Origin of the sequence: Actinomadura macrotermitis, from assembly GCF_009604375.1 — a bacterium.
In the GTDB taxonomy this organism is placed as follows: domain Bacteria; phylum Actinomycetota; class Actinomycetes; order Streptosporangiales; family Streptosporangiaceae; genus Spirillospora; species Spirillospora macrotermitis.
Genome location: NZ_WEGH01000001.1, coordinates 784,303 through 805,931, shown reverse-complemented (window position 1 = coordinate 805,931; position 21,629 = coordinate 784,303). Strand labels below are relative to the sequence as shown.

Annotated in this window: 17 protein-coding genes; 16 read left to right on the top strand and 1 reads right to left on the bottom strand. The window is 73.3% G+C overall.

Annotated elements, in window-relative coordinates; translation table 11 throughout:
* Nucleotides 1-43: 43 nt before the first annotated feature.
* Nucleotides 44-1,921: a glycoside hydrolase family 15 protein gene (locus ACRB68_RS03685; RefSeq protein WP_153532245.1), complete on the bottom strand. Its 1,878-nt coding sequence runs from the start codon at nucleotides 1,919-1,921 to the stop codon at nucleotides 44-46.
* Between the two features lie 307 nt (nucleotides 1,922-2,228).
* Here ACRB68_RS03685 and ppdK point away from each other — a divergent pair, with 307 nt between their 5' ends.
* From ppdK to ACRB68_RS40930, 16 genes are all read left to right on the top strand, one after another.
* A complete protein-coding gene (gene ppdK, locus ACRB68_RS03680; RefSeq protein WP_328593707.1) occupies nucleotides 2,229-4,916 on the top strand; it encodes a pyruvate, phosphate dikinase in 2,688 nt (895 codons plus the stop codon).
* A 142-nt stretch (nucleotides 4,917-5,058) separates the two neighbouring features.
* Complete coding sequence (locus ACRB68_RS03675) at nucleotides 5,059-5,817, top strand: YdcF family protein (protein ID WP_153530821.1); 759 nt, start codon at nucleotides 5,059-5,061, stop codon at nucleotides 5,815-5,817.
* Nucleotides 5,818-5,836: 19 nt separating this feature from the next.
* Complete coding sequence (locus ACRB68_RS03670) at nucleotides 5,837-7,162, top strand: deoxyguanosinetriphosphate triphosphohydrolase (RefSeq protein ID WP_153530820.1); 1,326 nt, start codon at nucleotides 5,837-5,839, stop codon at nucleotides 7,160-7,162.
* A gap of 170 nt (nucleotides 7,163-7,332) precedes the next feature.
* Nucleotides 7,333-8,565, top strand: coding sequence for an NAD(P)/FAD-dependent oxidoreductase (locus ACRB68_RS03665; RefSeq protein ID WP_153530819.1), 1,233 nt, complete (start codon nucleotides 7,333-7,335; stop codon nucleotides 8,563-8,565).
* A gap of 6 nt (nucleotides 8,566-8,571) precedes the next feature.
* A complete protein-coding gene (locus ACRB68_RS03660; protein WP_153530818.1) occupies nucleotides 8,572-8,793 on the top strand; it encodes a hypothetical protein in 222 nt (73 codons plus the stop codon).
* Between the two features lie 58 nt (nucleotides 8,794-8,851).
* Complete coding sequence (locus ACRB68_RS03655; RefSeq protein ID WP_328593706.1) at nucleotides 8,852-9,310, top strand: GtrA family protein; 459 nt, start codon at nucleotides 8,852-8,854, stop codon at nucleotides 9,308-9,310.
* A gap of 99 nt (nucleotides 9,311-9,409) precedes the next feature.
* Nucleotides 9,410-11,110, top strand: a complete 1,701-nt coding sequence (locus ACRB68_RS03650) for an ABC transporter substrate-binding protein (RefSeq protein ID WP_207709565.1) — start codon at nucleotides 9,410-9,412, stop codon at nucleotides 11,108-11,110.
* The gene (locus ACRB68_RS03645; RefSeq protein ID WP_328593705.1) at nucleotides 11,107-12,045 is read left to right on the top strand and encodes an ABC transporter permease; all 939 of its coding nucleotides are present in this window, start codon (nucleotides 11,107-11,109) and stop codon (nucleotides 12,043-12,045) included. Before ACRB68_RS03650 ends, ACRB68_RS03645 begins: the two co-directional genes overlap by 4 nt.
* Nucleotides 12,042-13,031 (top strand): ABC transporter permease, encoded by a 990-nt coding sequence (locus tag ACRB68_RS03640; RefSeq protein ID WP_153530817.1) that lies wholly within the window; start codon nucleotides 12,042-12,044, stop codon nucleotides 13,029-13,031. The genes ACRB68_RS03645 and ACRB68_RS03640 overlap by 4 nt, the downstream gene beginning before the upstream one ends.
* Nucleotides 13,028-14,560, top strand: coding sequence for a dipeptide ABC transporter ATP-binding protein (locus tag ACRB68_RS03635; RefSeq protein WP_153530816.1), 1,533 nt, complete (start codon nucleotides 13,028-13,030; stop codon nucleotides 14,558-14,560). The genes ACRB68_RS03640 and ACRB68_RS03635 overlap by 4 nt, the downstream gene beginning before the upstream one ends.
* A gap of 102 nt (nucleotides 14,561-14,662) precedes the next feature.
* Entirely contained in the window at nucleotides 14,663-15,436 is a 774-nt protein-coding gene (locus ACRB68_RS03630) for an alpha/beta fold hydrolase (RefSeq protein WP_153530815.1), read from the top strand.
* On the top strand, nucleotides 15,433-16,857 hold the full coding sequence (locus ACRB68_RS03625) for an APC family permease (protein WP_153530814.1): 1,425 nt from the start codon (nucleotides 15,433-15,435) through the stop codon (nucleotides 16,855-16,857). Before ACRB68_RS03630 ends, ACRB68_RS03625 begins: the two co-directional genes overlap by 4 nt.
* Nucleotides 16,854-18,152 carry a glutamine synthetase family protein gene (locus tag ACRB68_RS03620; RefSeq protein ID WP_153530813.1) on the top strand — a complete coding sequence of 433 codons (1,299 nt, stop codon included), beginning with the start codon at nucleotides 16,854-16,856 and terminating at the stop codon, nucleotides 18,150-18,152. The genes ACRB68_RS03625 and ACRB68_RS03620 overlap by 4 nt, the downstream gene beginning before the upstream one ends.
* On the top strand, nucleotides 18,149-19,447 hold the full coding sequence (locus ACRB68_RS40940) for a hypothetical protein (RefSeq protein ID WP_235958727.1): 1,299 nt from the start codon (nucleotides 18,149-18,151) through the stop codon (nucleotides 19,445-19,447). The genes ACRB68_RS03620 and ACRB68_RS40940 overlap by 4 nt, the downstream gene beginning before the upstream one ends.
* Nucleotides 19,444-20,682 carry a cytochrome P450 gene (locus ACRB68_RS40935; protein WP_235958726.1) on the top strand — a complete coding sequence of 413 codons (1,239 nt, stop codon included), beginning with the start codon at nucleotides 19,444-19,446 and terminating at the stop codon, nucleotides 20,680-20,682. The genes ACRB68_RS40940 and ACRB68_RS40935 overlap by 4 nt, the downstream gene beginning before the upstream one ends.
* Nucleotides 20,679-21,629: a P1 family peptidase gene (locus ACRB68_RS40930; RefSeq protein WP_328593704.1), complete on the top strand. Its 951-nt coding sequence runs from the start codon at nucleotides 20,679-20,681 to the stop codon at nucleotides 21,627-21,629. Before ACRB68_RS40935 ends, ACRB68_RS40930 begins: the two co-directional genes overlap by 4 nt.

Sequence of the window (21,629 nt, the reverse complement as noted above, 5' to 3'; positions counted from 1 at the left end):
GTCCCGGGGGAGGGACGGGCCCGGACGGGCGGCGGCCGGCGGGTCAGGCGAGCGGCGACTCGTGCTCGCCCTGCTCCGCCCGGATCACCTGCATGACCGCGTTGATCAGCGCCAGGTGCGTGAACGCCTGCGGGAAGTTGCCGAGGTGCCGGCCGCTGTGCGGGTCGATCTCCTCGGCGTACAGCTGCAGCGGGCTGGCGTAGGACAGCAGCTTTTCGCAGAGGGCACGGGCGCGCTCCAGCTCACCGATCATCACCAGGGCGCTGACCAGCCAGAACGAGCAGATGGTGAAGGTGCCCTCCTCGGTGTCGAAGCCGTCGTCGGTCTCGGCGGCCCGGTAGCGCAGTACCAGGTCGTCCTCCGACAGCTCGTCGGCGATGGCGAGGACGGTCTCGCGGACCCGCTTGTCGTCGGCGGGCAGGAAGCCGAGCAGCGGGATCAGCAGCGCCGAGGCGTCCAGCGACGTCGCCCCGTAGTGCGCGGTGAACACCCCGCGGTCGTCCAGGGCGTTGTCCAGGACGTCGGCGTGGATCTCGTCGGCGGCCCGCTGCCAGCGGCGCGCGCGCTCGTCGTCGCCGCGGATGCGGGCGAGCCGGGCGCCGCGCTCGGCGGCGACCCAGCAGAACACCTTGGAGGAGGTGAAGTGCTGCGGCGCGCCGCGCACCTCCCACATGCCGCAGTCGGGGACGCGCCAGTTCTGCACCGCGTCCTCGACCTGCTTCACCACGATCTTCCACAGCCGGTCGTCGAGCCGGTCGCGCTTGCGCACGAACATGTAGATCGACCCGATGATCGCGCCCCACACGTCGTGCTGGGCCTGCATGTAGGCCTCGTTGCCGATGCGCACCGGGCGGGCGTTGTCGTAGCCGCTCAGATGATCCAGCGTGGACTCGGGCAGTTCCTCGCGCCCGTCCAGCCCGTACATGATCTGCAGCTTGCCCTCGGCGGCCTCGGCCACGTCGGTGATGAAGTAGAAGAAGTCGTTGGCCTCCCAGTCGTAGCCGAGGGTGTAGAAGGCCCACAGCGCCATCGTGGAGTCGCGGATCCAGGTGTAGCGGTAGTCCCAGTTGCGGTCGCCGCCGGGCGCCTCGGGCAGCGACGTGGTCGCCGCCGCCGCGACCGCGCCGGTCGGCGCGTAGGTCAGCCCCTTCAAGGTGAGCGCGCTGCGCTGCAGGTGGCTGCGCCAGGGGTGGTCGGGGAAGCGGCCGCGGTCCAGCCAGTGCTGCCAGTGGTGCACGGTCCACACCAGCCGCTCGCTGGCCTCGGCGTAGGTGCCGGGCGGCTCGTGCTCGCTCCACGACAGCGCCACGAACCGCGCGTCGCCCTGCTTCAGCAGCGTCCGCGACGTGGCGAGCGACCCCTCGAACCCGACGTTCATGTCGGTGGTGAGCCGCAGGTTGATGCCGTTCCCGCGGGCCACCGCCTCGTGGTAGCCGACGCCGGTGTGCTCCCACTGCGCCGGGGTCTGGCCGTAGTCGAAGACCGGCATGCAGTCCAGGCGGACCTGGGCCTGGCCGTTCACGCACCGCACCATGCGCAGCAGGACGTGGTCGGCGTCGTAGTCGGTGGGCGCGCGCCGGTGGGTGTGGGAACGTTCCGTCTCGTGGTGCCAGGGGCCCATCAGCAGCGCGTCGGTCACCACCAGCCAGCCGCCGTGCACCCACCAGGTGGTCTCCATCACCATGGTGCCCGGGATGTAGCGCTGCGCGGCGGGGACCTCCACCCCCGCCGGGCCGAGCCGGAAGTAGCCCGCGTCCCGGTCCAGGATGGACCCGAACACGCTGGGCGAGTCCATCTTGGGCAGGCACATCCACTCGATGTTCCCGCTCGGCGCGACCAGCGCGGTCGTCTCACAATCCGACAGGAACCCGAAATCGGCGATCGGGGCGAACGGATCTCCCGCCCGGCCACCGGCGACCATAGGCCTCACAGCCTCACCTCCGTGTTCCATCATTCCCTCTCGTTCGTCATGCGTACGCCACGCGTTCAGGTGGTTCCCGAGTGGATCTGTCGGGGATGTCGCTATTGGAGTAGACCATTAAGACCCCGCTGACCTGCGAAGACGTCCTGAAGGTGAACGGGCGGCGAGGCAAGGTCGACTTCATGGGTACAGTCCCCGCAAACAGGGCTTCGGGCCGCCATGGCCTGGGACGACGCGAGGAGGCGTCCCCCGGGGGATGGCGCCGTGCCCTGGTGTTGGGTGGAACCGGAGCGAGAAGGAGCTCCCCGTGCCGAAGTTCGTGTACGACTTCACTGAGGGAAACAAAGACCTCAAGGATCTGCTGGGTGGCAAGGGCGCCAACCTCGCCGAGATGACCAACCTCGGACTGCCCGTGCCTCCCGGGTTCACGATCACTACGGAGGCCTGCCGTCACTACCTCGGCCACGGGAGCCTTCCCGAAGGGCTGCAGGAGGAGGTGGACCGGCACCTGGCCGCGCTGGAGGAGGCGATGGGCAAACGCCTCGGCGAGGCCGGCGACCCGCTGCTGGTCAGCGTGCGCTCGGGTGCCAAGTTCAGCATGCCCGGCATGATGGAGACCGTCCTCAACATCGGGCTGAACGACGAGTCCGTCGCGGGCCTGGCCGCCCAGGCCGGCGACGAGCGGTTCGCCTGGGACTCCTACCGCCGCCTCATCCAGATGTTCGGCAAGACCGTGCTGGACATCGAGGGCGAGCTGTTCGAGGACGCCATCGAGGCCGCCAAGGACGCCAAGGGCACCAAGGACGACGGCGACCTGGACGCGGCCGACTTCCGCGGCCTGGTCGAGACCTTCAAGGGCATCGTCCGCGAGCACGCCGGCCGGGACTTCCCGAGCGACCCGCGCGAGCAGATGGACCTGGCCGTCAAGGCCGTCTTCGACTCCTGGAACGCCGACCGCGCGATCCTGTACCGCCGCCAGGAGCGCATCCCGGTCGACCTCGGCACCGCCGTCAACATCTGCTCGATGGTGTTCGGCAACCTCGGCCAGGACTCGGGCACCGGCGTCGCCTTCACCCGCGACCCCGCCTCGGGCCAGCAGGGCATCTACGGCGACTACCTGCAGAACGCCCAGGGTGAGGACGTCGTCGCCGGCATCCGCAACACCGTGCCGCTGACCGACCTGGAACGTATCGACAAGGCCTCCTACGACCAGCTGCTGGACATCATGGAGCGGCTGGAGAACCACTACCGCGACATGTGCGACATCGAGTTCACGATCGAGCGCGGCAAGCTGTGGATGCTCCAGACCCGAGTAGGCAAGCGGACCGCCGCCGCGGCGTTCCGCATCGCCTGCCAGCTGCTCGACCAGGGGCTCATCGACGCCGACGAGGCGACCGACCGCATCACCGGCGACCAGCTCGCCCAGCTGATGTTCCCCCGCTTCGACACCGCCAGGATGGACGGCGTCACCAGGCTGACCAAGGGCATGAACGCCTCCCCGGGCGCCGCCGTCGGCAAGGCCGTCTTCACCTCCGAGCGCGCCAAGGAGCTCGCCGAGCAGGGCGAGGACGTCATCCTGGTCCGCCGCGAGACCAACCCCGACGACCTGGCCGGCATGGTGGCCGCGCAGGGCGTGCTCACCTCGCGCGGCGGCAAGACCTCGCACGCCGCCGTCGTCGCCCGCGGCATGGGCAAGACCTGCGTCTGCGGCGCCGAGGAGCTGGAGGTCGACGTCAAGGCCGGGAAGTTCACCGCGCCGGACGGCACCGTCGTCAGCGAGGGCGACGTCATCTCCATCGACGGCACCAGCGGCGAGGTCTACCTCGGCGAGGTCCCGGTCATGGACTCGCCGGTGGTGCAGTACTTCGAGGGCGAGCTGGCCGCCGACGCCGACGAGCTCGTCCAGGCCGTCGACCGGATCATGAAGCACGCCGACGAGGCCGCCGCGCTGAAGGTCCGCGCCAACGCCGACAACCCCGAGGACGCCGCGCGCGCCCGCCGCTTCGGCGCCCAGGGCATCGGCCTGTGCCGCACCGAGCACATGTTCCTCGGCGACCGGCGCCAGCTGGTGGAGAAGCTGATCCTGGCCGAGAGCGACAGCGAGCGCCAGGACGCGCTGGACGCCCTGGAGCCGCTGCAGCGCGCGGACTTCACCGGCATCTTCGAGGCCATGGACGGGCTGCCGGTCACCATCCGGCTGATCGACCCGCCGCTGCACGAGTTCCTCCCCGACCTCACCGAGCTCTCGGTCAAGATCGCCCTTGCCGGCGACAAGGCGACCGAGCAGGACCGCAGGCTCCTGGAGGCGGTCAACCGGCTGCACGAGCAGAACCCTATGCTCGGATTGCGCGGTGTGCGGCTCGGTTTGGTGATTCCCGGCCTGTTCTCGATGCAGGTGCGGGCCATCGCCGAGGCCGCCGCCGACCGCCGCAAGGCCGGCGGCGACCCGCGGCCGGAGATCATGATCCCGCTCGTCGGCGCCGTGCAGGAGCTGGAGGCGGTCCGCGAGGACGCCGAGCAGGTGCTGGCGGAGGTGGCGCGGGAGACCGGCGTGGACGTCCCGGCGCTGATCGGCACCATGATCGAGCTGCCCCGGGCCGCGCTCACCGCCGGGCAGATCGCCGAGGCCGCCGAGTTCTTCTCCTTCGGCACCAACGACCTCACCCAGACCACCTGGGGCTTCTCCCGCGACGACGTCGAGGCGGCGTTCTTCTCCCGCTACCTGGAGGCCGGCATCTTCGGCGTCTCGCCGTTCGAGACGCTGGACCGCGAGGGCGTCGGGCGGCTGGTGCGGATCGCCGCCGAGGAGGGCCGCAAGGCCCGGCCGGGGATCAAGCTCGGCATCTGCGGCGAGCACGGCGGCGACCCCGACTCGGTGCACTTCTGCCACGAGGTCGGGCTGGACTACGTGTCCTGCTCGCCGTTCCGCGTCCCGGTGGCCCGGCTGGAGGCCGGCCGGGCCGCGATCGAGGCCGTCGGCAGCGATCACCGCTGACCGGCTGAGGCCGATCCGATGAGACGGTGAGGGGGCCGTCCCGGGTTCCCGGGGCGGCCCCCTAATATGTCACATCGAAACGGCCACGAGGCTTGTGAACTCCGGGCGTCGCGCCGACCATCTAACTAACGTGGCTAAGGCGATGACGTTGGAAAACGAGGTGCCGGACCAGGAGCCGGACGAGCAGGACGAGCCCGCCCGGCGCACGGGCCGCCGGGGGCGCAGGCCCCGTTCCCGCGCGTTCGTGATCACCGTGTCGGTGGTCCTCGGCCTGCTCGCGATCGTGGTGCTGGTGCCGCTCGCCGTCGGCGCGCGGGTCTGGTACCAGGCGCGCCAGGACGAGCGGCCGGTGTCGGACACCATCATCGTGCTGGGCGCCGCGCAGTACAACGGCGTCCCCTCGCCGACGCTGAAGTGGCGCCTGCAGCACGCGCTGGACCTGTACCGGCAGGGCGTCGCGCCGCGCATCGTCACCGTCGGCGGCAAGGCCCCCGGCGACAACTTCACCGAGGCCGAGTCGGGCCGCAAGTGGCTGGTCAACAAGGGCGGGGTGCCCGCCGACCGGGTGGTGGCGGTGCCCGTCGGCCGCGACACCCTGCAGAGCTTCCAGGCCCTCGGCCGGGAATACAAGGCCCGCGGCTGGAAGTCCGGCGTGATCGTCACCGACCCGTGGCACGGGCTGCGCTCCAAGCGGATGGCCGAGGACAACGGGATCAAGGCGGCGGCGTCGCCGACCCGCAGCGGCCCGAGCGTGCAGACCCGCGACACCCAGTTCCACTACATCGTCCGCGAGACCGGCGGCTACCTGTCCTATGTCTTCCTCGGCAAGAGCGTGAAGACGCCCAGCGAGACGATCAAGCGGATCAAGACCGACCCGGAGCAGACCGGTCCCGGTGAGTGACGCGTACCCTGGTGCCCTGATGAGGGACTATTCGGACCGTGACCGGGAACGCCGGGCCCCCGAGGCCGCCAAGCGCCGCGACCGCACCGCCTTCGAGCGGGACCGGGCCCGGGTGCTGCACAGCGCGGCGCTGCGCCGGCTGGCCGCCAAGACCCAGGTGGCCTCGCCCGGCGCCGAGCCCGCCGACAACGTGCAGAGCCTGCGCACTCGGCTGACGCACTCGCTGGAGTGCGCGCAGGTCGGCCGGGAGCTCGGCCGGTCCTTCGGCTGCGACCCCGACCTGGTGGAGACCGCCTGCCTGTCGCACGACATCGGGCACCCGCCGTTCGGGCACAACGGCGAGGCGGCGCTGGACGTCGTCGCGCAGCCCTGCGGCGGCTTCGAGGGCAACGCGCAGAGCCTGCGGGTGCTGACCCGGCTGGAGCCGAAGTCGTTCGCGCCGGACGGCCGCAGCGTCGGCCTCAACCTGACCCGGGCCGCCCTGGACGCGGCGATGAAGTACCCCTGGTCGCAGCAGGACGCCGTCAACGGCAAGTTCGGCGTCTACTCCGACGACACCGACTACGCCGACTGGGTGCGCGAGGGCGCCCCCGACGGCCGGACCTGCTTCGAGGCGCAGGTCATGGACTGGAGCGACGACGTCGCCTACTCCGTGCACGACCTGGAGGACGCCCTGGTCGTCGGGCACATCGACTTCGCCCGGCTGGCCGACCCCGCCGAGCGCCGGCTGGTCGCCGAGACCGCCGTCAAGCTGTACTGCACCGAGCCGGCGGCGGGCGACGCCCACCCGGGCCGGCCGTTCCCGCGAGGCCGCCGCCCCGAGCGGGCCGGGTCGCCGCTGGTGGCCGAGACCGCCGAGCTGGAGGAGCGCTTCACGGTGCTGCTGGGCGAGCCGTACTGGCCCGACCGCTACGACGGCACCCAGCGCGCGCTCGCGGCGCTGAAGAACCTGACCAGCTCGCTGATCGGCCGGTTCTGCCTGGCCGCCGAGCACGCCACCCGGCAGGCCTACGGCGACCGCCCGCTCACCCGGTACGCGGCCGACCTGATCGTGCCGCGCGCGCAGCGGCTGGAGTGCGCGCTGCTGAAGGGCATCACCGCGCACTACGTGTGGATCAGCCACGAGGAGAGCCGGGCCCGGCAGCGCGAGCTGATCCTGGAGCTGGCCGACCTGCTGCTGGCGGGGGCGCCCGCCACCCTGGACCCGGCGTTCCGCCAGGCGTTCGTGGAGGCCGAGGACGACGCGGCCCGGCTGCGCGCGGTGGTCGACCAGCTGGCGTCGCTCACGGACACCTCGGCGATCACCCGCCACCGGCTTCTCTCCGGCCGGAGCATCCTGCCCTGACGTGTTGTGGTGGACCGGTCGGCGTCGCTCACCGCTGTGTACATGGGCGATCACCCGCCACCGGCTTCTCTCCGGCCGGAGCATTCCGACCTGACGCGCCGTCTGGGGCCCTTGTCTCATTCGGATCGCCGCTGTAGGGATACAGAGACGAGAACGCGGAGGTGAGCGCCATGCCCGAGGAGACGTTCGTCGTCGTCGGGGCCGGCCTGGCCGGCGCCAAGGCGGCCGAGACGCTGCGGGAGGAGGGCTTCGCCGGCCGGGTGCTGCTGTTCGGCGAGGAGGTCGAGCGGCCGTACGAGCGGCCGCCGCTGTCCAAGGGGTTCCTGCTGGGGAAGGAACCCCGGGACAAGGCGCACGTGCACGCGGCCGACTGGTACGACGGGCACGGCGTCGAGGCGCACTTCGGCACCCGGGTCCGGGCGCTGGACCGCACGGCGCGCCAGGTGGTGCTGGAGAGCGGGGAGCGGATCGGCTACGACCGGCTGCTGCTCGCCACCGGGGCGTCCCCGCGCCGGCTGGACGTGCCCGGCGCCAGGCTGGCGGGCATCCACTACCTGCGGACGCTGGGGGATTCGGCGCGGCTGCGCGAGGCGCTCGCGCCGGGCGGCCGCCGGGTGGTGATCGCCGGGGCGGGCTGGATCGGGCTGGAGACGGCCGCGGCGGCCCGCGCCTACGGCAACGACGTCACCGTGATCGAGCCGCAGCCGGTGCCGCTGTACGGCGTGGTCGGCGAGGAGGTCGGGCGGGTCTTCGCGGACCTGCACCGGCGGCACGGCGTGGTGCTGCGGCCGGACGAGGGCGTGGCGGGGTTCTGGGGCGCCGGGCAGGTGTCGGCGGTGGTGACCGCGGGCGGCGCGGAGATCCCCGCCGACGTGGTGGTCGTCGGGATCGGCGCGACGCCGAACACCGGGCTGGCCGAGGCGGCGGGCCTGGAGGTCGACAACGGGATCCGCGTGGACGAGGCGCTGCGCACCAGCGATCCGGCGATCTTCGCGGCGGGCGACGTCGCGAACGCCGTCAACCCGCTGCTCGGGCGCCGGGTCCGGGTCGAGCACTGGGAGAACGCGCTGAACGGCGGCCCGCTGGCCGCGCGGTCCATGCTGGGGCAGCAGGTCTCCTACGACAAGATCCCGTACTTCTTCACCGACCAGTACGACCTCGGCATGGAGATGTCGGGCGCCCCGGCGCCGGGGGAGTACGACCGGGTGGTCTTCCGGGGCGATCCGGCGTCGCTGGAGTTCGTGGCGTTCTGGCTGGCCGGCGACCGGGTCGTGGCGGGCATGAACGTCAACGTCTGGGACGTCACCGGCGACATCCAGGGCCTGATCAGGTCGGGCTGGCCGGTGGACCCGGCGCGGCTGGCCGATCCCGGCGTCCCGCTGGGGGAGCTCGTCTCCGGGTAGGCCGTCGTGGCCGGATTCACCCGGTCGGGGGCCGGGGCGGCGGTGGTGGCGCCGGTCACCTTCGGCGCGGCCGGCGGGGTGCGGGCCGCCGGGATCTTCCCGGCGCCCCCGCCCGGTCGTCCCGGCTTGCCGGGGCGGGCTTCCGGCCGTCCGGAACGCCGGGCCGGGAGGCGGGCGGCCGGGCTGATCGCCCTGGTCGCGGGGGCGGGCACCGGCGGCGGACGCTGATCCTTTTTACCCGGGTTGCCGCCCGGCGGTATGCCACGCTCGGGTAAGGTCTGGACAAGTGAACACCTTGCAGCGGTCAAGACCGGTCAAACCGGTCAAGGCTGCGCGGGATTACCGCCTTTTCGTCCGTGAACTGCTGAGCTTCGGCTTCGTCGGTTTCCTCGGCACCGTGATCACCATCGGCGGCGCGAACGTGCTGCGCCACCTGCTCGGCGGCGGCCCGCTGACCAGCGTCGTCGTCCCGACGATCGCCTCCACCGTCAGCTCCTACCTGCTGAACCGGTACTGGACCTTCCGCAGCGAGGACGCGGCGGCGTCCGGCCGGGAGTTCGTGATCTTCTTCGGGCTGAACGGCGTCGGCATGCTGATCCAGGTGCTGTGCACCGGGTTCACCTACTACACGCTCGGCCTGCACGGCGGCGTCGCCTACAACATGGGGCTGCTGGTCGGCCTGGTCCTCGGGTCGGCGTTCCGCTACTGGTCCTACAAGAAGTGGGTCTTCGCCCCCGCCCTCTGACCTGCCCGCCCGCCGCGGCGGGGTTCCGCGCCGCCATATTTCTACTAACCAAGTAGGAAAAGTTGCAAACCGGCGGGTGGCGCATTACGTTCATCCGCCATGAGGATGAGACCCACCGCCCTGTTCGGTGCCGCCCTGCTGACGACCGCCGCCGCCACCGCGGCCTGCGGCGGCGCGTCCGGCACCGCGTCCAGCGCCGCGTTCGACCCCAAGACCTGCCAGGGCGGCACGCTCACCGTGCTCAACCAGGGCGGTCTGTCCAAGTTCGACCCGGCCACCCTGTACACCTCCGGCGGCGGCGCGCTGCCGTCGCTGGTCTACCGGACGCTGACCACCCGGCAGCGGGTCGCCGGCGAGGGCGGCTTCAAGCCCGTCCCGGACCTGGCCACCGACCTCGGCCGGCCGAGCGACGGCGCCAGGACCTGGACCTACACGCTGAAGGACGGGCTGAAGTTCGACGACGGCAGCCCGATCACCGCCAAGGACGTCAAGTACGGCATCGAGCGCTCGTTCTCGCCCGACCTGCCCGGCGGCGCCCCCTACCTGCACGACTGGCTGGTCGGCGGCGCCGACTACAAGGGCCCCTACAAGGGCGGCGAGCTGAAGTCGATCGAGACCCCCGACGACAAGACGATCGTCTTCAGGCTGCGCGCCCCGCACGGCGACTTCCCCTACCTGGCCACCGCCACCCAGTTCGCGCCGGTCCCGAAGGCCAAGGACACCGGCACCAAGTACCAGAACGCCCCGGTCTCCAGCGGCCCCTACAAGGTCGAGAAGTACGAGACGGGCAAGACCCTCAAGCTCGTGCGCAACCCGCACTGGTCCCGCTCGGTGGACGGCCAGCGCCTGGCCTGCCCCGACCGGATCGAGGTCACCGCCGGTTTGGACCGTTCCGTCATCAACCAGCGCCTGGTCAGCAGCGCCGGCGCGGACGCCAGGGCGATCACCACCGACGCCTCGGTCGGCCCCGAGCAGCTGGCCCGGCTGGACAGCGACCCCGCCCTCGCCAAGCGCGTCGCGCGCGGGGTGTTCGGCGAGACCAAGTACCTGGCCTTCGACGTCACCAAGAAGCCGTTCGACGACATCCGGGTGCGCCAGGCCATCGCCTACGCGATCAACCGGCAGTCGGTGGTGAACGCCGTCGGCGGTTCCGCGCTCGCCGCGCCCGCGACCACCTTCCTGCCCGAGGGCAAGGCGTTCGGCCAGCAGCCCTACGACCACTTCCCGGCCGGGGAGTCGGGGAACCCGGCCAAGGCCAAGGAGCTGCTCGCGCAGGCCGGGCACGCGGGCGGGCTGAAGATCGAGCTGTCGTTCCCCAACACCGACGGCGAGGGCTACGGCCCGAAGGTCGCCGCGGCCGTGCAGGACGCGCTGAAGCAGGCCGGCGTCACCGTCGAGCAGAAGCCGCTCGGCGAGGAGGACTACCGCACGCTCGTCGGCAAGCCCGCCACCCAGCCCGCGCTCACGCTGCAGTCGTGGGGCGCCGACTGGCCGGCCGGCGGCCCGTTCCTCATCCCGATCTTCGACGGGCGGCAGATCCTCAAGGACGGCGGCAACTTCAACCTCGCCCAGCTGAACGACCCGGCCGTGAACAAGGAGATCGACCAGATCAACACCCTCACCGACCCGGCCCAGGCCGCGCCGCGCTGGGGCGCCCTGGACGCCGAGATCGGCAAGAAGGCCCTGCTGGTGCCGCTGTACCACCCGAAGACGGTGGTGCTGGCCGGCAAGGACGTCAAGAACACCTACGTCGACCAGTGGCGCGGCTGGTACGACGTCGCCTCGGTCTCGGTGAAGTGACCGCCCTCGTCGACGCCGCCGCCGTTCCCGGGGCCGCGCCCCGGGAACGGCGGGTGTGGCGCCGGCTGCGCGGCGACCGGGCCGCGCTGGCCGGCCTGGCCATCGTGGCCGTGATGATCGTGGTGGCGCTCGCCGCGCCGCTGCTGACCCGGCTGGAGGGCCAGGACCCGACCACCTTCCACAGCGGCCTGCTGGACTCGGCGCGCGGCGGCGTCCCCACGGGCGCGCTCGGCGGGATCAGCGGCGAGCACTGGCTCGGCGTCGAGCCCGGCACCGGCCGCGACGTGTTCGCCCGCGTCGTGCACGGCGCCCGGGTCTCGCTCGGCGTCGCGTTCGGCGCGACCGTGCTGGAGATGCTGTTCGGCGTCGTGATCGGGCTCGGCGCGGGCCTCGGCGGCGGCCGGGCGGACGCGGTGCTCAGCCGGCTGATCGAGCTGTCGCTGGCCTTCCCCCCGTTCCTGCTGGCGCTCGCGCTGATGGCGATCGTGCCGCAGTCGGTGCCGCGCCCGCTGCTGCTCGCCGCCGTCATCTCGCTGGTGAGCTGGGGCAACGTCGCCCGCGTCACCCGCGCGCAGGCGCTGTCGCTGCGCACCCGCGAGTACGTGGACGCCGCCCGCCTCAGCGGGGCGGGGCCGGCCCGGATCGCGGTCCGCGAGATCCTGCCCGGCCTCACCACGCCGCTGCTGGTACTGGCGGCGCTGAAGGCGCCGATCAACATGGTCCAGGAGGCGGGGCTGTCGTTCCTCGGCGCGGGCGTCCGCCCGCCCACCCCCTCGTGGGGGCAGATGCTGTCCAGCGCGACGACCTGGTTCCGCACCGACCCGATGTACGTGCTCGTCCCCGGCGGCCTGCTGTTCCTGACGCTGCTCGCCTTCACCCTGTTCGCCGACGGCGTCCGCAAGGCCGCCGACCCCCGCTGGAGCGCCCGCGCATGACCTGGTACCTGCTGCGCCGGCTCGGCGCCGTCGTCACGGTCCTGCTGGTCCTGTCGGCGATCGTGTACGCCCTGTTCTACCTGACGCCCGGCGACCCGGCCGTCCTCGCCTGCGGGCGCGGCTGCAACGCCGAGCGGCTCGCGCTCACCCGGGAGAAGCTCGGCCTCGCCGAACCGGTGTACGCCCAGTACTGGCACTTCCTGGAGGGGCTGGTCGCCGGCCGCGACTACGCGGCCGGGCCCGACGTCGACCACTGCGCCGCGCCGTGCCTCGGCTACTCCTTCCAGTCCGACCAGCCGGTGCTGCAGCTGATCACGAGCCGGTTCCCGGTGTCGCTGTCGCTGGCGTTCGGCGCCGAGGTCGTGGCGCTGCTGCTCGGCGTCTCGGCGGGCCTGCTGTCGGCGCTCCGCCAGGGCCGCCCCGAGGAGCGCCTCCTGACCGGGGTGACGCTGGTCGGCTACGCCACCCCGGTGTTCCTGGTCGGCCTGCTGCTGCTCATGGTGTTCTGCGCCTACCTGCAGTGGCTGCCGTTCCCCGCCTACGTGCCGCTCACCGAGAACCCCGGGGAGTGGGCGCGCAACCTGATCCTGCCGTGGGCCGCGCTCGGCCTGATCCAGGCCGCGGTGTTCGCCCGCATCACCCGCGCCGGCGCGCTGGAGACGCTGGTGGAGGACCACATCCGCACGTTCCGCGCCTACGGGCTGCGCGAGCGCCAGGTGATCCGGCGGCACGCGCTGCGCGGCGCGCTCACCCCGCTGATCACCATCACCGCGGTGGAGGTGGCGCAGATGATGACGGCCTCGGTGCTCACCGAGACGATGTTCGGCCTGCCGGGCGTCGGCCGGCTCACCGTCGAGTCGGTCGGCTCGGTGGACCTGCCGGTCGTGGTCGGGGTGACGCTCCTGGCCGGCACCGCGGTCGTGCTGTCCAACGCCGTCGCCGACGTGCTGTCGGCGGTGGCCGATCCGAGAGTGAAGCTCATATGACCCCCGTCCTTTCGGTCCGCGACCTGCGCATCCGGTTCGGCTCCCAGGAGGCGGTCAAGGGCGTCTCGTTCGAGCTGGCCGAGGGCGAGGCGCTCGGCGTCGTCGGCGAGTCCGGGTCGGGCAAGAGCTCGCTCGCGCTCGCGCTGCTCGGCCTGCACACGGACGCGGAGGTGACGGGCGAGATCCGGGCGGCGGGCACCGACGTGCTCGCCGCCTCGCCCGAGGAGCTGCGGCGGCTGCGCGGCGGCGGGGTCGCGATGGTCTTCCAGGATCCGCTGTCCTCGCTCGACCCGTTCCTGCGCGTCGGCGACCAGATCGCCGAGGTCTACCGGGCGCACACCGGTGCGTCCCGCAAGGAGGCGGCGGCGAAGGCGGTGCAGGTGCTGGACCGGGTCGGCATCCCCGACGCCGCGCGCCGGGCCCGCGCCCACCCGCACGAGTTCTCCGGCGGCATGCGGCAGCGCGCGCTGATCGCGATGGCGCTGGCGCTGGAGCCGCGCGTGCTGGTCGCCGACGAGCCGACCACGGCGCTGGACGTCACCGTCCAGGCCCGGCTGCTGGACCTGCTGGACGACCTGCGCGCCGACACCGGGATGGCGTTGCTGCTGGTCAGCCACGACTTCGGGGTGGTCGCCCGCACCGCCGACCGGGTGCTGGTGATGCGCGACGGCGAGGCCGTCGAGCAGGGGCCGGTGGCGCAGGTGCTGCGCGACCCGCGGGCGGACTACACCCGTGAGCTGCTCGCGGCCGTTCCCCGTGTGGACGCCCCGTCCGGCCGCACCCGCGAGATCACCGGCGAGCCGCTGCTGACCGTCACCGGCCTGCGCCGCGACTTCGTGTCCGGGCCGCCGCTGCGGCGCCGCGCCGTGGCCGCCGTGGACGACGTCGCCTTCCAGGTGCGCCGCGGCGAGACCCTCGGCATCGTGGGGGAGAGCGGCAGTGGCAAGTCCACGCTCGCCCGGCTGATCGTCCGGCTGCTGGAGCCGACGGCGGGCACGGTGGAGGTGGCCGGGGACGGGCGCCGCCGCGACGTGCAGATGGTCTTCCAGGACCCCGGCGCCTCGCTGAACCCGCGCCGCACCGTCGGCGACGCGATCGCCGAGCCGCTGCGCGTGCACGGCGAGCCCGAGCCGGAGAAGACCGCGCGCGAGCTGATGGCGCGCGTCGGCCTGGACCCGGGCCGCTACGGCGCCTACCCGCACGAGTTCTCCGGCGGCCAGCGCCAGCGCGTCGGCATCGCCCGCGCGCTCGCGCTCCGCCCCCGGCTGCTGGTCTGTGACGAGCCCGTCACCGCCCTGGACGTCTCCACCCAGGCGCAGGTGCTCGGGCTGCTCGCCGAGCTGCAGGAGGAGTTCGACCTGACGCTGGTGTTCATCTCGCACGACCTGGCCGTGGTGCGGCAGGTCAGCGACCGGGTCGCGGTGATGCGCGACGGCCGGATCGTGGAGCTGGCGGACGCCGGCGAGCTGTACGGGTCGCCCGCGCATCCCTACACGAAAGAGCTGCTCGCGGCCGTTCCGCGCCTCTAAACAACTTTTCCTACCAATTTAGTTGACTACTCACGGGGTGCGGATTAGCTTGAGAGCACCCTCCCGCCACACCACCCCCATCCCCCGGTCCGGAGTCATCCCATGCCCTTCTTCGACGGCGCGGCGGGCCGCGTCTACTACCGCTCATGGACGGCCGCGCAGCCGCGCGCCGGCCTGGTCTTCCTGCACGGCTTCGGCGAGCACTCGGGCCTCTACCACCGCCTCGCCGCCGCCCTGAACCACCGCGACATCAGCGTCTGGGCGCTCGACGAGGTCGGGCACGGCCTGTCGGAGGGCCGCCGCGGGCACGTCCCGTCGCTGGACCCGCTGGTGACCAACGCCCGCGCGCTCACCGAGATCGCCGCCGCGGACGGCCTGCCGCTGCTGCTCGCCGGGCACTCGCTCGGCGGCACCGCCGCCGCCCTCGCCGCCGTCCGCGACCCCGGGCCCTACGCCGGGCTGGTCCTGTCGGGCACGCCGCTCGGCCACCTGGACTGGCTGGACGAGCTGCCCGAGGACGGCGGCGTCGATCTCGACCCGGCCGCCCTGTCGGCCGACCCCGCCTACCTGGACGCGCTGGAGAACGACCCGCTCGCCTTCACCGAGGCCGAGGCGGTCTTCCCCGGCGACGCCCTCGGCGCCGCCTGGAAGGAGATCGGGCCGCGGTTCGCCGAGCTCACCCTGCCCATCCTGTTCGTGCACGGCTCCGCCGACGTGATCGCGCCGATCGAGGGCAACGAGACGTGGGCGGTGCGGCTGGACAACGCCGAGCTCGCCCGGTTCGAGGGCGCCCGGCACGACGTGCTGAACGAGACCGTCCACCGCGAGGTCGCCGCCGCCATCGCCGACTTCACGCTGAAGGCCGCGGCGGCATGACCGGCGTCGCCGCGCCGCCGGAGCCGCGCGAGGACCTCGCCCGCGACGCGGTCCCGCCGATCGGCGTCTTCGCCCAGTCGCTCGCCGCGACCGGGCCGAGCATCGCCGTCGCCGGGACCGTTCCCGGGGTATTCCTGACCAGCGGCTCTGGAACGGTCTACGCGTTCGTGTTCGGCACCCTCATCGTGCTGCTGGTCGGCTACAGCGTCGCCCAGTTCGCCCGCCGCGCCGCCGGCGCCGGGTCGCTGTACGGCTACACCGCCGCCGGGCTCGGCCGCGGCCCGGCGTTCGCGGCCGGCTGGGGCCTGATCATCGGCTACACCGGCATCGCCGGCGCGACGATCGCGGGCGCCGCGCTCTACTTCGGGGCGTTCCTGGAGGAGTTCGGGCTGCCCGCCACCGGCCGCGCCGGGCTGCTCCCGCTGGTCCTGGTGGCCGCCGCCCTCGCGGTCTGGGCGCCGGTGCGCGGGGTGCGGCTGTCCACCCGGCTCGGCCTGGTCCTGGAGGGCGTGTCGATCGCGGCGATCCTGGCCGCGCTCGCCGCCACCCTGTTCCACTTCGGCGTCAAGGTCGACACCGCCCAGCTCGGCGCGCTGACCGGTGGGAACGCCGGGTCGATCACGCTCGGCACCGTCCTGGCGGTCGCCGCGTTCGTCGGGTTCGAGTCCTCGGCGTCGCTCGGCGCCGAGGCCCGCGACCCCTACCGCGCCATCCCGCGCGCGGTGCTGGCGACGGTGCTCGGCGCGGGCGTGCTGTACGTGGCGTCCACCTACGTCCAGGTGATCGGGTTCGGGTCGTCGGCCGACCTGGCGAAGTCGGCGGCGCCGCTGAACGACGTCGCCAAGGCCGCCGGCGTCGGCTGGCTGTCCTACGTCATCGACCTCGGCATCGCGGCGTCGGCGGTCGCGTGCGCCTCGGCCAGCCTGAACGCCGCCGCCCGCGGCCTGTACAGCCTCGGCCGCGAGGGCGTGCTGCCCGCCGCCGCCGGGCGGGTGCACCCGGTCCACCGCACCCCGCACCTGGCGATCTACGCGCTCGCGCCGGTCGCCGCACTGGTCCCGTTCGCGCTGATCGCGACGGGCAGCACGGCGCTCGCCGCGTTCACCTACATCGCCACCGCCGCCACCTTCGGCTACCTGCTCACCTACCTGCTGGTCGTCCTCGCCGCGCCCGTCTACCTGCGGCGGCGCGGCGAGCTCGGCCCGCTCCAGACCGCCGTCAGCGCGGTCGCCGCGGCCGCGATCGGCTACGTCATCTACCGCAACCTCGTCCCCGTCCCCGCCTGGCCGACGAGCCTGCTGCCCTACGTCTTCGCCGGGCTGCTGCTCGCCGGGCTCGCCTGGTACGCGGCGCTGCACCGCCGCGACCCCGGCCGGGCCCGCGGCCTCGGCACCCTGACAGAAAGCACGGACCCCGCATGAGCAGCCCCTTCGACGCCGAGCTGGAGCACGGCGACCTCACCGAGATCGAGGTCGCCTGGCCCGACCAGTACGGCCACGTCCTCGGCAAGCGCATCCCGGCCCGCCGGTTCCTGCCGCGCGCGACCGGCGAGGGCTTCCCGTTCTGCGACGCCGCCCTCGCCTGGAACGCCGTCGCCGAGGTCCAGGGCGACGCGCGCCTCACCAACTGGGGCACCGGCTACCCCGACGTGTACGCCGTCCCCGACCCCGCAACGTTCCGGCGGCTGCCGTGGCGGCCCGGCGCCGCGCACGTCCTCGCCGACGTGGTGGACCACCACCGCGACCCGGTCCGCACCTCGCCGCGCGCGGTGCTGCGCCGCGTCGTCGACCGCCTGGCCGCCCTCGGCTACGAGGCGCGCGTCGGCGTCGAGCTGGAGTTCTACGTGCTGAACGCCGACGGCACGCCGCTGCAGGACGGCCTGCACGCCTACTCGCTGGAGAAGGCCAACGAGCTGGACCCGCTGCTCGCCGAGATCGGCGCGCTGGAGCCGTTCGTCCCGGTCGAGGGCGTGCTCACCGAGTACGGGCCGAGCCAGGTGGAGGTCAACCTCGCCTACCGGGAGGCGCTCGGCGCCGCCGACGACGCGTTCCGGCTGCGCTACGCGGTGAAGGAGCTGGCCCGCCGCAACGGCCTGCTCGCCACGTTCATGGCCAAGCCGTTCAACGGGCAGTCGGGCAGCTCGGCGCACCTGCACGTGTCGCTGTGGCGCCACGGCGAGCCGCTGTTCGCGCCGGTCGACGGCCGCGAGAGCGACCTGGCGACGCAGGCCATCGCCGGGGTGCTGCGCCACCTGCCCGGCCTCACCCTGTTCGGCGCGCCGACGGTGAACTCCTACAAGCGCTACGAGGCCGAGTCGTTCGCGCCGACCAGCGCCACCTGGGGCGGCGACAACCGCACCGGCGCCGTCCGGTCGCTGGTGGAGACGCCCGAGGCGAGCCGGTTCGAGCTGCGCGCCTCCTCGGCCGACGCCAACCCGTACTGGGCCGTCGCGGCCGTGCTCGCCGCGACCGTCGCGGGCCTGGAGGCGGGGGAGCGGCCCCCGGCGCGCGGCGCCGGCGACCTGTACGCCGACGCCCGCCGGCTGCCCGCCACCCTCGGCGAGGCGATCGCCGCCACCCGCGACGACGCGGTCCTCGCCGAGATCCTCGGCAAGGACGCGGTGCACGACTACGCCGTCCTCGCCGAGGCCGAGTGGACCGCCTACACCACCGAGGTCACCTCCTGGGAGACCGACCGCTACCTGAGGCGCGCATGAGCGGGATCGACGACGCGCTCGCGTTCCCCGCGCTGGAGGCGGTCTTCGGCCGGCGGGCGCGGCGGTTCCCGCTCGGCGGGACGCTGACCGGGCCGCTGGAGTACTCCTCGGCCGAGGTGCCGCTCGCGCTCAGCGCGCAGGAGGAGGCCGTCCTGGTCGCGGCGGCGTCCGGCACCACCGGCGTGGTGCTGGAGGAGTGGGCGTTCCGGGACGCGGACGGCGAACCGACCGGCGGCGACAAGCTCGCGTCCTTCACCGGCCGCACCTACCCGAGCCCGCTCGCCAACCACTCGACCGAGGTGTTCTGGACCAACGACGACGGCACGTTCGTGCTGCCGCAGCGCGACGGCCGCCCCCGCGCCTACGTGCAGGACCGGGAGCCGGCCGACCACGCCCTCGCCCACAAGGGCGCGGTCCGGCTCGGCGTGGGGCGCCTGGACATCCCGCGCGCCCGCCCCAACCTGTTCGCGTTCAACCGGCAGCTCATCAACGCGCCCGGTTCGACGGTGTTCATCCCGATCGCCGACCTGACCCGGCAGTGCATCTCGGCGCTGCTGCTCTACTTCGACCGGCCGCACGGCTACTACCTGGTCGACCGGCGGCTCGGCGGCGACCCGCTCCGCCCGTTCGTGGAGTCGGGCCTGCTCGACGACACCCACCCGGTGGACCTGGCCGACTTCGAGCGCTGGCAGATGGTGGACGCCAACGGCGTCGAGTCGGGCCTGGTGGTGGCGAACCTGCTCACCGCCACGCAGGCGCTCGGCCTCGGCGGGCACCCGTTCAGCGGCGGCAAGGGCCGGGTGACGATGGGCGGCGAGCGGCACTGGCACGCCATCGGCGGCGAGGGCACGGCCGGCGGCCTGGGGTTCCGGTTCCACCGCGTTCCGGACGACGCACCGATCGGCGCCGGCGAGGAGATCCCGGTCGGTCTCGACGGCATCTTCGAGGGGGCGGTCCCGCCCTACCACGACACCATCGAGGACGCCGTGGACTTCGTCGTCGGCCTGCGCTGGGGCGACGACGGCGCCTTCACCGGCGACCGGCCGCGTCCTTGGCGCGACGAGCGGGTCGTCCAGCGCATCCCGCGCCCGTCGGAGGAGGCGATCGCCGCCGTCAAGACGTGGGTCCGCTATGTCTGGGACGCCTACGGCCGCTTCCCCGCGACGATCGACCCGTTCCTCACCACCGTCTGGTACCAGGCGCACCACCTGGACGTCGGCTTCTACGACCGGTACTACCCGGGCGAGGCCGTCCCCGACCACATCCGCTCGCACCTGGCGCGGTGGCACGCATGACCGTCACCGCCGAGACGCTCGCCACGATCGACCTGACCGACAACGACCGCTATGCCGAGGCTGTCCCCTACGCCGACTTCGACCTGCTGCGCCGCGAGGACCCGGTGCACTGGCACCCCGAGCGCGACGGGCCGGGCTTCTGGGCCGTCACCCGCCACGACGACGTCGTCGCGGTCTCCCGCGACACCGCCGTCTACTCCTCGCAGTTCGGCGCGACCGCGCTGGAGGACCTGGCGCCCGACGCCCTCGCCGCCCGCCGCTCGATGATCGACACCGATCCGCCCGAGCACACCCGGCTGCGCCGGCTGCTCACCGCCGACTTCACCCGCCGCCAGGTCGCCGGGTACGGCGACCGGGTCCGCGACACCGTGCGCGCGGTGCTGGACACCGCGCTGCCGCACACCACGTTCGACCTGGTGGAGCGGGTGGCGACGGCGATCCCGATCCGGGTGCTGTGCCAGATCCTCGGGGTGCCGCAGGACGACGAGGCGCTGCTGATCGAGCTCGGCGACCGCATGATCGCCAACACCGATCCCGACCTGGCCGAGGTGCTGCTGGACAGCCCGGCGAGCGACGCCTACCGGCTGCTGCCCTTCCGCAGCCCCGCCGCGCTGGACATGCACGCCTACAGCCGCCGCCTGCACGACCGCCGCCGCGTCGCGCCGCGCGGCGACCTGGTGTCGCGGCTCGCCACGGCCGGCCTGACCGGTCAGGAGGAGGACGCGATGTTCCTGCTGCTGATCGTCGCGGGCAACGAGACGACCCGGTCGGCGCTGTCGCTCGGCGTCCAGGCGTTCCTGGAGCACCCCGGCGAGTGGGAGCGGCTGCGCGAGCGGCCCGACCTGCTGGACTCGGCCGTCGAAGAGGTGCTGCGCTGGACCACGCCGCTGCACCACTTCCGCCGCACCGCCACCCGCGACGCGGTCCTGCGCGGCCGCCGCATCCGCGCGGGGGACAAGGTCGTCGTCTGGTACACCTCGGCCAACCGCGACGAGGCGGTGTTCAAGGACCCCTACGCCTTCGACGTCGGCCGCTACCCCAACCCGCAGATCGCGTTCGGGCGCGGCGGCCCGCACCGCTGCCTCGGCGAGCACCTGGCCCGGCTGGAGATCCGCACGGTGCTGGCCGAGCTGCTGCGGCGCGGCGTCCGGCTGGAGGCCGCCGGCCCCGCCGCGCGGATCCGGTCGAACTTCACCAACGGCCTGAAGCGCCTGCCGGTGCGGGTGGTCGCGTGAAGGGCGTCCTGGTCGGCCACCACGAACGGATCGGCGGCGGCTGGCTCACCGGCACCACCGTGCTGCTCTGCCCGGACGGCGCCGTCGCCGGGGTGGACGTGCGCGGCGGCGGTCCCGGCACCCGCGAGACCGACCTGCTCGATCCACGCAACCTGGTGGACCGCGTGCACGCCGTCGTGCTGAGCGGCGGCAGCGCCTACGGGCTCGCCGCCGCGAGCGGCGTCACCGACTGGCTCGCCGAGCGCGGCATCGGGCTGCCGGTCGGCCCCGGACCGCGCGAGGTCGTGCCGATCGTGCCCGCCGCCGTCCTGTACGACCTCGGCCGGGGCGGCGCGTTCGAGAACCGCCCGGACGCCGAGTTCGGCCGGCTCGCCTGCGCCGACGCGAGCGGCGGCCGGGTCCGCACCGGCAACGTCGGCGCCGGGGCGGGCGCGGTCGCGGGCGGCGTCAAGGGCGGCTTCGGGCACGCCTCGGTCACCATCGAGGAGGGCTTCGAGGTGGAGGCCGTCGTCGCGGTCAACGCCGTCGGGTCCTGCGTCGACCCGCGCACCGGCCGCCTGTACGGCGACGACCGCGACCTGCTGGCCGCGCCGACGGACGCCGAGGCCGCCGCGATCCCGCAGTCGGCGGACGTGCCGCTCGCCACCACCATCGGCGCGATCCTCACCGACGCCACCCTCACCAAGGCGCAGGCCCAGAAGGTCGCGGGCGTCGCCCACGACGGCATGGCCCGCGCCATCCGCCCGGTGCACTCGCTGTTCGACGGCGACACCGTGTTCACCCTCGCGACCGGCGCCGCCCCCGCACCCGACCCGGTGCAGACCAACGCCATCCTCGCCGCCGCCGCGGACGTGTTCTCCCAGGCGGTCGTCAACGCGATCCTCGCCGCGCGCAGCGTGGCGGGCTACCACTCGTACCGGGACCTCGCGCCCTCGGTCTTCGCCTAA